The 14,342-nt window shown below is 64.0% G+C and carries 14 protein-coding genes; 1 reads left to right on the forward strand and 13 read right to left on the reverse strand.

What is annotated here, in order from left to right:
* Positions 1-3 precede the first annotated feature (3 nt).
* The 3 genes from MHM97_RS02485 to MHM97_RS02495 are packed head-to-tail and all read right to left on the reverse strand — an operon-like array spanning position 4 to position 2,961.
* Positions 4-759: a maleate cis-trans isomerase family protein gene (locus MHM97_RS02485; protein WP_239319092.1), complete on the reverse strand. Its 756-nt coding sequence runs from the start codon at positions 757-759 to the stop codon at positions 4-6.
* A complete protein-coding gene (locus MHM97_RS02490) occupies positions 759-1,922 on the reverse strand; it encodes a M24 family metallopeptidase (protein WP_239319093.1) in 1,164 nt (387 codons plus the stop codon). Before MHM97_RS02490 ends, MHM97_RS02485 begins: the two co-directional genes overlap by 1 nt.
* On the reverse strand, positions 1,915-2,961 hold the full coding sequence (locus tag MHM97_RS02495) for a pyridoxal-phosphate dependent enzyme (RefSeq protein ID WP_239319094.1): 1,047 nt from the start codon (positions 2,959-2,961) through the stop codon (positions 1,915-1,917). The genes MHM97_RS02490 and MHM97_RS02495 overlap by 8 nt, the downstream gene beginning before the upstream one ends.
* Before the next feature lie 174 nt (positions 2,962-3,135).
* Between MHM97_RS02495 and MHM97_RS02500 the strand changes: the two genes are divergently transcribed.
* Entirely contained in the window at positions 3,136-3,600 is a 465-nt protein-coding gene (locus MHM97_RS02500; protein WP_239319095.1) for an Lrp/AsnC family transcriptional regulator, read from the forward strand.
* A gap of 143 nt (positions 3,601-3,743) precedes the next feature.
* Here MHM97_RS02500 and MHM97_RS02505 read toward each other — a convergent pair whose 3' ends face one another.
* The 10 genes from MHM97_RS02505 to MHM97_RS02550 form a co-directional block, all read right to left on the reverse strand.
* On the reverse strand, positions 3,744-4,316 hold the full coding sequence (locus tag MHM97_RS02505) for a hypothetical protein (protein WP_239319096.1): 573 nt from the start codon (positions 4,314-4,316) through the stop codon (positions 3,744-3,746).
* A 129-nt stretch (positions 4,317-4,445) separates the two neighbouring features.
* Positions 4,446-5,540: a helix-turn-helix domain-containing protein gene (locus tag MHM97_RS02510; RefSeq protein ID WP_239319097.1), complete on the reverse strand. Its 1,095-nt coding sequence runs from the start codon at positions 5,538-5,540 to the stop codon at positions 4,446-4,448.
* Between the two features lie 139 nt (positions 5,541-5,679).
* Complete coding sequence (locus MHM97_RS02515; RefSeq protein WP_239319098.1) at positions 5,680-6,390, reverse strand: 4'-phosphopantetheinyl transferase family protein; 711 nt, start codon at positions 6,388-6,390, stop codon at positions 5,680-5,682.
* Complete coding sequence (locus tag MHM97_RS02520) at positions 6,387-7,544, reverse strand: acyl-CoA dehydrogenase family protein (RefSeq protein ID WP_239319100.1); 1,158 nt, start codon at positions 7,542-7,544, stop codon at positions 6,387-6,389. The genes MHM97_RS02515 and MHM97_RS02520 overlap by 4 nt, the downstream gene beginning before the upstream one ends.
* Positions 7,545-7,556: 12 nt before the next feature.
* The gene (locus MHM97_RS02525) at positions 7,557-8,579 is read right to left on the reverse strand and encodes an LLM class flavin-dependent oxidoreductase (protein WP_239319102.1); all 1,023 of its coding nucleotides are present in this window, start codon (positions 8,577-8,579) and stop codon (positions 7,557-7,559) included.
* 50 nt (positions 8,580-8,629) lie between these two features.
* The gene (locus MHM97_RS02530; protein WP_239319104.1) at positions 8,630-10,006 is read right to left on the reverse strand and encodes an FAD-dependent oxidoreductase; all 1,377 of its coding nucleotides are present in this window, start codon (positions 10,004-10,006) and stop codon (positions 8,630-8,632) included.
* 4 nt (positions 10,007-10,010) lie between these two features.
* Positions 10,011-11,204, reverse strand: a complete 1,194-nt coding sequence (locus tag MHM97_RS02535) for an ABC transporter permease (RefSeq protein ID WP_239319109.1) — start codon at positions 11,202-11,204, stop codon at positions 10,011-10,013.
* Positions 11,205-11,208: 4 nt separating this feature from the next.
* A complete protein-coding gene (locus MHM97_RS02540) occupies positions 11,209-12,369 on the reverse strand; it encodes an ABC transporter permease (protein WP_239319110.1) in 1,161 nt (386 codons plus the stop codon).
* The gene (locus MHM97_RS02545; protein WP_239319111.1) at positions 12,360-13,064 is read right to left on the reverse strand and encodes an ABC transporter ATP-binding protein; all 705 of its coding nucleotides are present in this window, start codon (positions 13,062-13,064) and stop codon (positions 12,360-12,362) included. The genes MHM97_RS02540 and MHM97_RS02545 overlap by 10 nt, the downstream gene beginning before the upstream one ends.
* 3 nt (positions 13,065-13,067) lie before the next feature.
* A complete protein-coding gene (locus tag MHM97_RS02550) occupies positions 13,068-14,270 on the reverse strand; it encodes an efflux RND transporter periplasmic adaptor subunit (RefSeq protein ID WP_239319112.1) in 1,203 nt (400 codons plus the stop codon).
* Between the last annotated feature and the right edge of the window lie 72 nt (positions 14,271-14,342).

Genomic DNA, 14,342 nt, shown 5'->3' on the forward strand with positions numbered 1-14,342 from the left:
GGCTCAGAGCTGCGCCGCCTTTTTTCCAAGCTGCCCCGGCAGCGCCAGATCCCGCAGCGCAAGGCCCGCGAGACTTGCCATGTGCCAGCCGAGGACTTGATTGGAACTCAGCACCGGCAGGCCCAGTTCCTCTTCGAGCGTCGGAATGACCTCGAGTGTGCGCAGGTTGGTGCAGGACAGGAATATCGCATCCAGTTCAGCCCGTGATGCAAGCGCATGGGCCGCGGCACGGATGGAGGCAGGTGCGATCCGCGCAACACGGGCCTCAATCTCCTCGCCAAAGCCAATCATGTCGGGCACCACAAGATCCGCCGCTTCAAATCCTGCGCGGATCGGAGCGGCCACGGAGGCGATATAGGGCGAGACGATCCCGACACGTGTCACATTCAGTGCCCGGAGCGCGGCAATCGCGGCGCTGAGCGGGTCGCTGACGGCGTGTGTTGTGGCATTGGCATGGATCAGTCCTTTCACCCTGCCTGCGCCGATCAGGCTGGTGCCGGAGGTGCAGCCATAGGCGATGACCTCAAACCGGGCGGCAGGCGGCAGCAGACGCGCGGCCTGTGGCAAATCCTCTTCCATGGCGGCGATGGTGTCGGGCGTCAGCTCCGCACCGGAAGGAACGCGACTGATGTGCAGCCGTGCCGCAGGCTGAGGAAACATCTGGCGGAAGTCCTCTTCGATGGTTTCATCCACCTGCAAGGCAATCAGCCCGAGACGCGGGCGCGGGTCTTCGGTGATCTCATATGGAAAGGATGTCATCACCCAATCTCCGGCAGGTCAGAGGGCGCACGGGGCGACAGAAGCTCCGCACCACTTTCGCGCAAAACGATGTTTTCCTCATGCACCATGATGCGATCCGGTCCCACTATTGCGCCGGGTTCTAGTGTCAGGACCATGCCCGCCCGCAGGGGCGTGGTGTCCTTCGGGGTGAACGACGGCCATTCCGTTAGCGTCACGCCCAGCCCATGGCCCAGCCGTCCAGCGCCGGGCGTGACCCCTTGCGCGATCAGCGCATCGCTCAGGATCTGATGTACATCCCGCGCCAGCATCCCCGGACGCAGCGCCTCAAGACAGGTGTTCGTCGCTGACCAGAGCGCGGAATGCGTGCGTTTGGCCAGATCCGAGGCCGGACCGATGGCAAAGTTACGGTCGAAGTCGCAGAAATACCCCTCGCGAACTGCGCCAGTGTCGAGCATCAAAATATCGCCGCGCTCCAACGGCTGCGCGGTGGCCGGAGAGATCACATCGCCGTAACCATCTGCGCCTGCGCCGCCAGCGAGATAGCTCACCCAATCGGCCCGCTCATCCAGCAACAGAGCCTGAAATGCGCGAAACACCTGATCAAGGGGGCGGCCCACGCCCGCGATCTCTGACACCCGATCAAAAGCGCGCCCGGCGATGGCGCAGGTGGTGCGGATCTTGGCGATTTCGGCCTCGGATTTGATTTCACGTACCCGCTGGACGATATCGGTGCCATCCATCATCTGCCGCGGGGCCAGCTGCGCGCAAAGGGCGTGATAACCTGCAAGCGGCATCCGCAGATGTGTCTCTAATCCCATGGGTAGAGCGATTTTTCCCTGCTCTGGGACCAATGACGCCAGCGTGTCGACCAAGAGGCTCAGCCCGTCATCCGCAGGGTCAGGCGCATCCCACGTCCGGACCTGCCTGATCCATGTGCGCTGCATCAAGGCGGCACCGATAGAGGGGATGACCGCCACCGGATCGCCAGAGGCGGGCACCACGACGAACCAGGGCCGGGCGGGGCTCTCCCAGAACCGGGTCAGGAAACCGGTGACGTAAAACACATCCGCCGCCGTGGTCAGCAGCAGCGCATCGGCCCCGGCTGTTGCCATACGGGCCTGCAACCGGGTGATGCGGTTTCGATATTCCCGCGCGGGAAAGATCAGCGACGTCTCAGGCATCCTCTGGCCCCTCGCTCAAGATCGCGAGCACGCGGGCCTCAGCGGGCAGATCAAGCCCGGCAAGCAAGGCCCCGATCCCGGCCCCGCCAGAGGGGGTTGTGGCCAGTCCTTCGGTTTGGAGTGTGACCACGGCGGCAGCGGCCTCCTCTTCGCTGAGGGTGACAAACAGATCCGCATCGCGCGCCAATCCCTGAAGCGCGATCATCGACGGCGTTTTGCAATCCAGCCGCCCCATCGCAGAAACCGGCCCTTGGGTATCGACCACGTTGCCAGCCCGGATGCTTTCCATGAGGGCAGGGGCTGCCTCGGGCTCAACGACAATGATCTGTGGGGCGTCGCTCCAGACCTTGCGGGCATGGGCGGCGACCGCGGCCGCCAACCCACCCACCCCGGCTTGCAGCAGGATATGTGTCGGGGGCGCGGGGATCTGCTGAGCGGCCTCCGCAGCGAGTTGCAGGTATCCCTCCATCACCAGATAAGGGAGTTCGGTATATCCGGGCCAAGAGCTGTCAGAGAGCAACGTCCAGTCGTTGCGCGCCGCCGCCGTCTCTGCCGCATCCATGCTGGCCTCGTAATCGTTTCCCTCGCGCACCACCTCGGCGCCTTTGGCACGCAAGCGCGCGGCAAAACTCTCGGGCACGGTTTCGGCAAGGTAGATCACCGCCTGCGCCCCAAACAGGGCCGCCCCGGCGGCAACGGACAGTCCGTGGTTGCCTGCACTTGCGGTGACGAATGTGCGCCCTGCCAGCGCTTTTGACCAATCGCCACCCTCAACCACATCCCACGCGGCGCGGGCAATGGCATGTGCGGCCCCGAGTGCCTTGAAACTGCCAAGCCCCATGCGGTTGCGCTCGTCCTTGAGGTGGATTTGAGCAACGCCACATTGCGCGGCCAGCGTGGGCACGGACAGGAGCGGTGTTTCCTGATGCGCAGGGCATTGCCCCAGCAAATCGGCGACCTCTGTTGCATCATCGCGAGGAAACGGCGCGTCGAGGGCGAGACCCCGACCACGGTGGGGGTTGGCAAATGTCACGGGCATAAAGCGGGCTCCTGTTCTTTGATGCCCAGCCTAGCGCTCTTGCTGTGACGTATCCCGGATTTCTCGGATCGGATCTGGCCGAAAACCGTACCAACCGAGCTACAATGGTCCGAATACCGTCCCGCAGAACCGTTGCGTCTTACCCAGAGGCCGAATTTCCGCCATTCTGCCGGTATGGATAGATTCGACGCCTTGATACTGGAGGCCATCCAATCCGACGCCCGCATGACCGCCGAGGCGCTCTCCAAGCAGGTGGGCCTGTCGCCGGATGCCTGCCGCAAACGCCTGGCACGGTTGCGGGCGTCTGATGTGGTGGAAGCCGAGATCACCGTGCTCGCCCCGGATCAGGTGGGACGCGGGTTGCTGCTGATTGTCGAGGTGACGTTGCAAAACGAGCGGATGGAAGATCTGGACCGCTTCAAGGCGCAGATGCGCGCCGCGCCGGAGGTGATGCAGTGCTACTATGTGACGGGGAACGCGGATTTTGTGCTGATCATCTCGGCACGCGATATGGCCGATTATGATGACTTCACCCGCCGTCAGTTCTTTGCCGATGAAAACGTGCTGCGATTTCGCACCAGCGCGGTGATGGATCGGGTGAAAACAGGATTTTCAATGCCGGTTACCGTACCCGATTGATAAGCCTCCTGCGCCGACCGGGGGGGCGATGGCCCCGCGGCGCAGCCGGTGTTCAGGAAACCGGGCGCGGCGTGGCCCCGTGCCGCTGCTGGCTCCGGATGGGTCACACATGCTGTGGGGCGTGACGAGGCCGCAGGGTCTGATCAGGCGCCGTTGAAGGTGACATGTGACAGAATGGTATCAACATCGAGTTCCACGGCCTCGCGCGGCATGTCGCGCGGGAAGTTCAGACGGACCGCCGCACGCCGCCCATGCAGTGTGAAATGCTCCGCTGCTCCGTCGAAATCGATTACCGATTGGCCGGTGCGGATCTGGACCTGATCGTAGGTCCCTCTGATGTCCGCGGCGAGGTTGGTGAGGCCGATCTCCAAGCTTAGCCCGGCCGGAAGCGACAGCGTCACATCGGGGTCGCACCAGAACCCCACGCGCATGCGGCCTTTTTCAACTGAGATCTTCAATTGATCGCCAACCGTTTCTACGGTCGATGTAATAGCACAGCCGATATTGTCCTCGGTGGTGATCCTTGCTTCGCGCACGTCGTCAGCATGAGTGGTCAGCTTCAGCGCGGTGCCGTCCCCATGCAGTATGACCGTGCGAATGGCGGCGGACAACGGAATGGACTGATCGTCCTCGGCCTGGACCAGACGCGGGGCGGCGCTCAGGACCACCAGGGCGGCGCTGATCGAGGCGAGCGTGATCTTTGTCTTGCGTTTCATGCCAATGCTCCTGTGCAAGGGGGCAGCAGGCCCCGTCTTCTGTGCAATGGAGTGTGGCCCCTCCGCCCCCTGTGTGCGACCTGATGCGCGATAAAGGACGTCCGCGATCGGGTTTCCGGACCTGGGGGCTCAGGTCTCCGATGCGGTTTCCTGCACCCGGACCGTGTCAGAGCCGGAGCGGGGTTCGGAGGTGGTACAGGCACGGCTGCGCCAGGCGCTGGGGTTGAGGCCGGTCACCCGCTGGAATTCGCGATTGAAATTGGATTTGGTGGTGAACCCCACGGCAAAGATCACCTCGGTCACCGGCATGTCGGTTTCTTCAAGGATGCGGCAGGCATCGCGAATGCGGAACGTATTGACGTATTTCGGAACATTCATTGCCCGCAGCGTGTTCACGGCGCTGGACACCTGTCGGGCGGGCACGCGGATCTTGCGTGCGATTTCGTTCAGCGACAGGTTTTCATTTCGGTACAGATGGTTGGTTTCCATCTCCTGATCCAGCTTTGCAAGGATGCTTTCGGCGCTGGTCTCATCCTCCGGCGACAGGGACTGGGCCTGCGGCGTGGTGGGCTGCGGCCGCGGGGCCGGGGCAGGGCCGTCATGGCGGGTAAAGAACACCACGATCAGCGCAAGCAGGAAGGTGAGGTTGGAATACCCGACCAGTGCAGGCGAAATCTGACTGTCGTTGAGCCGGATATCCAGCGCGACCATCACGTCCACTCCGGCCGACAGCAGCAGAATAGTCCCCGCGACCATATAGGCGCGCTGGGTGGGAATGAGGCTCTGCAAGGGACGGCTTGCCATCCAGTCCAGATCAAGGTTCATGCCGGACCAGATCAGATGCCCGCCAAACAGCAGGTAGACCAGGATCGACATCGTATCGACGATATCCTCGATGCCGAGGAGGAACGCGCCATTGGTGATCGCCAGCAACACCGCGATCGCGCCGAATATGACGGGGCGGCTGAAACGTCCGGTACGGCCTGCCAGTTCATTGAGCGACAACCAAGTCAGTGGCGGCAAGGCGATCGCCAGCGAAATCAGCGGCATTTTGGGCATGTCCTGAATGCCCCAGGACACGCCAAGCAGCACCGACTGCAACGCAAAGCCCACGACGGTCAGCATGACCACCCAATCAAGCCCCCGCCCGATGAAACGGGCAAGCTGCATGATCACGAAGATCAGGAAGAACGCGGTCAGGAACGGCAGGGGGAAAAACAGCAAGGCCTCAGTCTCCGGTCATTGAAGGCGGTCGTCTGGATCATGCGGCATCAGCAGGACGGCGGCACAGAACGCAGGGGGCTGCCCCGATCCTGACCCGGTACATATCGCCATATTCGGGCCTCTGTATGACACGTCCATCTCAGGCCGCCCTTCCCATATCAACGCGCATATCCAGAACCCGGTGTTTGATTTCAACGGGGTATGCGGTCCATACCACTAAAGCGCTATCAATATTATTACACAACTCCTTATAGGAGAGTTGAGGGCGGATTGGGACCTCCATGTCACTGCAAAGAAGACGGGGCGCAAAAGGGTCGATGGCAAAACTGTCGAGGGGACAGGCGAGACCCCGGCCATCCGCCTTGATATAGGCTTCCTTGAGGACCCAAAGCCGGGCAAAGGCGGCGTCAAACTCCGCAGATCGGAGCGGCAGGAGGCGCGCGCGTTCAGGCTCTGCAAAGAGCCGTGCTACCAACTGTCGCGCCCGGGGGCGCGCTCGGCGCTGTTCCAGGTCAACCCCAAGCGGGGCGTGTCGGCACAGGGCAATCGCCGCATCTGCGCCAGAGTGGCTCAGGCTGAAATGCGGGGCGTTGCGACCTTGCAGCACCGGGCGTCCATGAGCCTCGCGGAGAAACCGCAAGGCGTCGGGTGCGCATCCGCTGGCCGCGCCCAGAATTCGGCGCAGCGCGGCATGGGCGGCGACATATTGCACCCGGTGCGCCGGCATCGAAATGGCTGTGGCCCGCGCGTGTTCCTCACGATCCAGCAGGGCCAGATCCTCAGGGCGCAGCTGATCGGGCAACCGGACATGCCAGACCTCGACCGGCAGTGGCGGCAACGCGCAACTCATAGCCCACTGGCCATGCTGCGGCCGATCAGGTCCTGAAGGATCTCGCTGGTGCCGCCCCAGATGGACTGCACCGATGCATCGAGAAGATCCTGGCTCGCAGCGGCGCCGCTGTCCCCGCTGATGCCGCCAGCCCCCCGCAGTTGTACCCCCAGCGCGGCGAGCTTCTTCAGGGTGGCGGTGGTCCGCAATTTTGCAATGCAGGCGCTCTTGGGGTCAAACCGCCCGTCCTGCACCTGTGGAATGCACTGATCGATGAAACTGCGGTTCACGGCACATTCGCTGTACAGATCCGCCAGGGCAAACCGGGGGTTTTGGTGATCGAGAAGACTGCCCTGCGGTGTGCGGCGTGCGTCGCAATCCCGGATCAGATCCTGCAAGATCCGCTCACAGCACCCCTGCGCATAGATGGCGAGAACCAGCCGCTCCACCCCGAGGAAACTCATCAGGTAGACAAAGCCCATGCCCTCGGCACCGAGGAGGTTGCCGCGCGGAACGACACAGTCCTCCAGCGAGATCCGACCGGTATCCAGTGCCGGCATGCCGCATTTCTGGATCGCTTGCTGACTGATACCCGGACGTTCGGTCTCCACCAGCACCAGGCTCAGTCCGGGTTGGTCGCCGATCGCACCACGCGCGCTCTGCGCGGCAACAATCACCACATCTGCGACTGACCCATTGGAAATATGTGTCTTGCATCCGTTCAGAACCAGGCTTTCACCGCTGTTGCGGGCCGTGGTGGCCATATCGGACATGGCGCTGCCGCCCTGCGGTTCGGTCAGGGCCAGCGCGCCGAGGGTTTCGCCCTGGCACAGGGCCGGGAGCAGGCGGTCTTTTTGCGCGTCCGTACCAAGCCGCAGAATGAATGGGGCGACGATATCGCTCTGCAGGCAGGTGAACAGCCCGTGGACACGGTGCCGCGCCAGTTCCTCGATCACGATGGCGCTGTCGCGAAAGTCCCGCCCCGCGCCGCCATATTGCCGGGGTATCCCGCGTCCCAGCAACCCGGCCGCGCCAGCCCGTTGCCAAATGTCACGCGGTGTCTTCTTGTCTGCAACCCAGCGATCATGCTGCGGGACGACCTCGGAGGTCAGGAAACGGGACACCTCGGCGCGCCAGGCGTCGTGCTCGGGGTCGAAGAGGGTACGATTGAACATGGTGTCTCGCGATCAGCTGAAGGAGGCGGGTTCGGGACGCAGGACCTGCGCACCACCGAGCTGCACCGCGCGAAGGCTGTGCTGAAGCTCCGCCTCGCTTTCCGGCACGTCCAGGATCAGCGTGGTATAGCCAAGGGCCCGATACCGGCCGACATAGGCCGCCACCTCGCCGTAGCTGCCGACCAGATAGGGGCAGAATGTCTTGTAGTTGCGCAGGGGAAACAGCCAGTAGGCACCATCGCGCGCCTCGTGCAGGTCATCCGCTTTTTGCGAGATTTCCTGGTGCCAGATGCTGTCGGTGGTGCCCCGAGCCATCTTGTGGGCGAATTGGCCACGCCGATCCGCCGGGAACCGCAGGCGTGCCTCCTGCCAGGCCTCGTCGGAGGTTTCACGGGCAATGACGCCAAAGCGCAGGCCGATCTGGCCTTCTCCGGGAAGCGGGGCAAGCGGTTCGAGATCGTGAGGCGGCTTGGTGTAGCTGAGGCGGGTGGCCCCCAGGGTCGCCGCTGCCGCCGCGCAGGCCTCAGATGCGCCGGAGAGGTAAATCTCGGGCATGAGTTCCGGCGGCAGCTCTGGCGAGAGCGTCAGATTGGTCACCTGATAATATGTGCCGCTGAAAGTCACGGATTCTCCGCGCAGCAGCGCCTGTAGAATTTGCGTGTACTCCACCAGCCGGTCATAGCGGGCATCATGCTCGGTTGCGTCACCCAGCTGCTCCAGATCGCGGACAAAGCCCCCGGCCACCATGTTAAGCGCCATCTTGCGCCCATAGAGAAAGGCGAGGGAGGACACCTTTCGCGCGGCAGCCAGGGGAGACATGTAAAGCGGTTGAACAGCGACCAGCGGTACGAAGCGATGGGTCCGCTCCATCACCGCCTGGGCGACGGTCCACGGGTCCATCAGGCTGTTGTCGGTATAGATCAGCATCCCCTCAACGCCGGCGGTTTCATTCCATTGCGCCAGCGTTCCCACGGCATCGAGATAGGCACCGGGCGCGTAGCGGACAGAAGGCGGAGCGGTGGTCAGAAGTTTCATCTTGGTATTCCTTGCCAAAGAGATGGGAGATCGCAAAGCGGCGCGACGCGTCACTCGGCCAGTTCGCTGCAGAGCACGTCGAGCCTGTCCGGCGGATCAAGCAGATGCAGGACGCGGTCGATCTGGCCACGCATCGCCGGGCGCATGACGGAGGCGGAAAAGGCGAGCCGCAACCGCTCGGCGAGGTGATCGCACTCGGCGTCCGGCTGTTGCCGCATCTGCGGGTAGGCGCGATCAACAGCGCCGCCGATGTTCCAGGCCCAGCCAGCCGTCCGGCAGGCTTCTTGCAGATAGGCGCTTTGTGCCATTGCCAGATCTGGCTGGCGGGTCAGTGTGTTATGCAGCGACAGTGCCTGAAGCGCGGCAACGCTCATGCCCTGTCCAAACAGCGGGTTGAAGGTCGCGATGGTGTCTCCGATCGGAAAGTACCCGACCGGCAGGTCCTCTGCGATGTGATCAAAGCGCCGGAAGCGCACCGTCTTGATCGCAAAGCCACGCAGGCGCGAGACCATCGGCGCATCTGCCAGTCGGGCGGAGAGCTCTGCGCCGGCGATGGCCTCGAACAGCTGGCGAAAGCTCTGCTCGTCTCGCGGCATCTGGGCGCCGAAACGTCCGGTCAGGGTGATGATCCAGCGGTTGTGTTCCACCGGCGCCATGACCAGGCTGCGGGTTCCGGGCGCCTGTGCCGGGCGGAGCCAGGCGCTGAGGGCGGTGGAACCATCCTGCGCGGTCCTGTCAAAGAAGGCACTGCAGTAGCGGATGTCAGGTGTCCGGGTGTCTTCCGGCGGGAGGCGGCCCGACGCCGCCGCCAGCCATTTGAGACTGTCGCCGGCCCGCCCCGAGGCATCTATGACGATGTCTGCGGGGACCGGGCGATCCGGTGTGGAGGGAGGCTGCGCTGTGTCCTGTACATGGACCCCGGTGATACGCGCCGAATGCGGGTCTTCACCCGTCTGAGTCACCAGCCCCCGGACACGGCCGGACATGAGGGTCAGATGTGGTATCCTTCGCACCCGTTGCCGCAGCGCCTGTTCGAGGAGCGGCCGACTCTGGCTCAGCACCATCGGACCGGTGTCTTCGGGCGTGCACCATTCGTGCCCATCGTGAGTGCGCCATTGCGACCGGACCTTGAGAGGCAGGCTTCCGGCCCGTTGCAGCGCCGCCCCGATCCCCGGCATCAATTGTTCCAGCGCCTGCCGGCCGCTGTCCAGCAACGCATGGACATGCGGGGCCTGCGGGATACGGCGCCTGTAGGTGGCACCGTCGGGGAGGCCGTCGGGCTCGATCAGAATGATCGACGCGGCATGGGGGGCAAGCGCGCTACAGGCGGCAAGACCGGCAATGCCGCCACCGATGACCACCGCGCGAGGACGCTCTGGGTGCATCCCACGCGGTGGGGGGGAGGTCGAGGGCTGCGGCAGTGCCATCGGCTCAGGCCCGTCCGGTCATTGCCGCGCGCAGGGGGACGCGTGTGGCGCGCAATGCGGGCAAGCCGCCGCCGACCGCACCGATCGCAAGAGCCAGCACCACCGCGCTCACCGCCTGTGGCCAGGACAGGGCGAGCTGAAACGCCAACTGTGCATTCGCGCCGCCCTTTGTCGAGGCACTCCAGCCATCGAGCCCGATCCAGGCCAGCGCCACACCGATGGCGCAGCCGATCAGTGTCAGAACCAGCGCTTCGACAAGCGTTGCTACAAACGCCGCGCTGCGGCTGAACCCCAATGCGCGCACGGTGGCGATCTCGATCATCCGGTCGGAGACCGAACTGTACATGGTGGTCATGGCACCCACCGCGGCGCCGAAGGCCATGACGATCGCCAGGGGCCATCCCAGGAACAGGATGATGCGGCTGATGTCGCTGGCCTGGGCGGCGTAAAAGGCCTTTTCGGTCTGTGCCGCCAGTCCCATGTCGAGCTCGTCTTCCACATAGGCGCGAAACTGTTCAAACCGCGCTGCATCGGAGAGTTGCACACGCAGGGACTGGATCTGGTTGGGGCGGTTGAATTGCGCCTGTACCAGCCCCGCATCGGCCAGCAGCTCGCTCTCGAAGACACTGCCCCCGGCCGTGAAGTGCCCGACGACGGTCCATTGCGAGCGCCCGAAGGTGATCGTATCGCCCACTGCCAGATTGCGGTAGCGCGATGCCAGACGCGCACCAACAACGATCTCGGCAGTGCCGGGGGTCATCATGCGGCCATCGCTGATCTGCACCCGGGGGCGGAGCGTCAGGCCGGTTTGGTCGATACCACGCAGCGACAGGGTTTCATTCTTGTTGCTGTCCAGTGCGACCGCGTCCACCGGCACCACCAGTTCCCGAGAGATCAGAGGCGTGCCATCGTCGGTGCGAACAAGGCCGGGGGCCTCTTCAACCAGATGGGCCTGCTGGGTCTCGATCCGGCTCAGGGCCTCGCTGAAGGCACCGCGACTGAGCACCAGCGCCACGTTGTCGGCGCCGGTCGACGACAGCGTCTTGCGAAAGCCGTTGGCCATGGCGAGAAAGCCCAGGAGCACCAGCACAACGAGGGTCACGGACAGCACCATCGACAGGGAAATCCAGGCCCGGCGCGGCAGGCTGCGCAGGTTGGCGGTCGAGAGCGCGAGGGATTGACGGAGAAAACCGAACATTGGATCACCTGTGTTTGAGAGCTGCCGCGATCGGCAGGCGAAGAGCATTGATCGAGGGCAGCGCGCCGCAGGCGAGGGCAAATCCCACCGCCAGCGCCACCGCCGTGCCAATCACGCGCGGGGTGAGGTAGAGGCCGGGCACGACGCTTTGCAGCGCATCGGCCAGCATGGGGATCACCGCGGCCGTGAGACTGAGCCCGAGGCACAGCCCCAGCGCAAACAGCACCAGTGTTTCCGCCAGAACGATGCGCATGATCCGCCCGCCGGAAAAGCCGAGGACTTTCAACACGCCGATCTCCAGCGTGCGCTCCCGGATGGCAAAGATCATCGTATTGGCGACGATCATCAGGATGGTGGCAAAGGCGACCCCGACGATCAGCCGGACCAAAAGCGCGATATTGGCAAATTGCTCCAGGAAGGCCGACATGAAGGCGGTTTCGGATTGGGTCCGGGTCTGGGCGCCGGAATTGGCATAGGCGGCGTCAATCTGGCGGGACAGGGCGTCGGTGTCCGCGCCCGGTTGCGGTTTGATGCCGTAGAGATCGACCCGGTTGCGATTGCGCAGGACCGCGGCGTGGAAATAATCGGACCGCGCCAGCAGAAAGCTGGTGTCGGTGGTGATCTCGGCCCCGTCGAAAATCCCGGCAATGGTGAAGCGCCAGTTGCGATCCCCGCCGTCGCGGGCGTGCACAAAGCTGGTCAGCGTCACACTGTCTCCGGTATGCCAGCCCATCCGATCAGCAAGGGTGCGCCCGACCAGAATGGCGGTGCGATCCGCCTCGGCGGCGCGCAGCATGTCGGGCGTGAAATTATAGGTGTCGGCATAGACCCGGGCGTAGCTTTCAAGATCGACCGCGTTGGCACCGACGATGTTGCGCTCGTTGCCGACAAAGGCGCGCAGGCGGGTGATGTGGGTGACCTCGGCCACGTCATCAAGTGCTTCGATCTCCGGCAGATAGGACAAGGGCAGCGTCTCGTTGCCGCCGACCTTGGAGGCGACCACCAGCCGCGCGGTCTGTGACCCGGCCCCTTCAAACCCCTGGCGAAAGCTTGACAGGACGCCAAAGATGAAGAAGGCGACGCCGATGCACAGGATCAGCAATACGCTGCGCAAGAGCTTGCGCGTCAGGTTCTGACGGATCAGCAGGGACGGGCTCAGGCGCATTGCGCGATCTCCTCCGACACGAAACGCCCCTTGTCGAGGAACACGGTACGTTTGGCCACGCGGGTCGAGCTTTCGTCGTGGGTGACCATGATGATGGTCTTGCCCAGTTTGGTGTTCAGAAGTTGCAGCAGGTCCAGGATCTCGTCGGCGGACTTGCGGTCCAGATCGCCGGTGGGTTCGTCGCAGAGCAGGATGCGCGGGTCGCTGGCGATGGCGCGTGCGATGCCGACCCGTTGCTGCTGCCCGCCGGACAGCAGTGACGGCAGGTGATCGTGCCGATCCGACAGACCGACGATATCCAGGATCGTATGCACCCGCTCGCGCCGTTCCGACGCGCTGAGGTCGGTCAGCAGGAGCGGCAGCTCGACATTCTGCGCGGCACTCAGCATCGGCATCAGGTTGTAGAACTGGAACACGAAGCCGATCACCTCGGACCGCCAGCGCGTCAGGGCGCGGGTGCTCATCTTGTCGAGCATGGTGCCGCCAATGCTGACATGGCCCTTGTCGACCGTATCGATGCCGCCGATCAGGTTGAGGATGGTGGATTTTCCCGACCCCGACGGCCCCATGATGGCGAGAAAATCGCCATCGGGAATGGACATGGTCAGATCATCGAAGATCGGAATGCGGGACTTGCCCAGCGGGTAGCTCTTGCAGACGTTGGTGAGTTCGATGTCGTATGAGACAGGGGTCATGGGTCAGTTGCTCCCGTTGATCCGGAGTTGGGCCAGCGCCCGGTCCGTGAGGTTGGTGAAAGTAGCTTTGGCAGACATATTGGGCCGCACGCCGTCCAGATCGGTGGTGTCCAGCTTGAGGCGCACGCGGATCGTGGCTTTTTCCCGCGAGGCGCGCGGATCAATCGCCGACACCTGCGCCGCAAGAATCCGGTCGGGAAAGGCATCGAGACGCACTTCGGCGATCTGATCGCGGCGGATCGTGGCGATATTGCGTTCCGAGACATCGACATCGACATAGAGCTGGCTGACGTCCATCAGCTCCATCAGCCCGGCCTCGTCGGCACCGCCGTTGATGCCGGAGGAAACCGTCATGCCGGGGGCCGCTGGCAGATCCACGACCACCGCATCGAAAGGGGCACGCAGCACGTGTTTTTCCAGATCGCTCTGTGCCCGCTGCAGGGTCAGCCGTGCGGTTTCAAGTTGGCTGCGGGCGATCGAGATGTCGTGGCCGAGGCTGGCCAGTTGAAGCTGTGCGTCTTCCAGCTCGGCGCGTTTGCCGATGCCGCGGGCTTCCAGCGTTTCCAGACGGCGCAGCGGGGCCGCGGCGGCGGCATGGTCGGCGCGGGCACTGTCGAGCCGAGCCTGGGCCAGCCGCATGTCTTCGCGCGCCAGATCGAGGGCCAATCGGGCATTGCCGTCTTCCAGCCTCAACACCGGAGTGCCCGCATCCAGACGGCTGCCAATTGTCACGTCGACACTGTCGACCCGCCCCCCGATCTCCGACATCAGAATGACGGAAGTGGGCGCAACCACAAAGCCTGAACCGACAATCCGCGGCCCCGGTGCCGGTTTGGGCGGCGCGGCAGAGGCAGAGGCGGTGTCATCATCTGCGGACGCCCGGGCGTGTCGCTCGGCGGCCGGTGGCTCTGCGCCTGTCGCAGGGGTGGCCGGATCGGCCTGATCCGGATCGGCTTGGTCCAGCAGCTTCTTGGCCGGCTCCAAAAGGGGGGCGGCCAGCGTGATTGCGCGATCCTGTAGCGCCGGAGACAGATAGAGCGCACTCCCCCCGGCCAACAGGACCAGACCCAGACCATAAACCCAGAATGGCGCTGAACGCCGGCCGCGGCGCTCGGATCCTGAACCGGAGGCTGTGCGCGGGGCAGCGTCTGCCCTGTCGATGGAGAGAGAGCGCAGCCTGGTTTCGAGATCATCGGGATTGGACATTTCGGATCGCTTTCCTCGCGGGGGGCAGGCCGGTGACGGATTGGTCGCACTCGGGCGACGGGATGGATCGAG

This window comes from Epibacterium sp. Ofav1-8, from assembly GCF_022348185.1.
Lineage (GTDB): Bacteria > Pseudomonadota > Alphaproteobacteria > Rhodobacterales > Rhodobacteraceae > Epibacterium.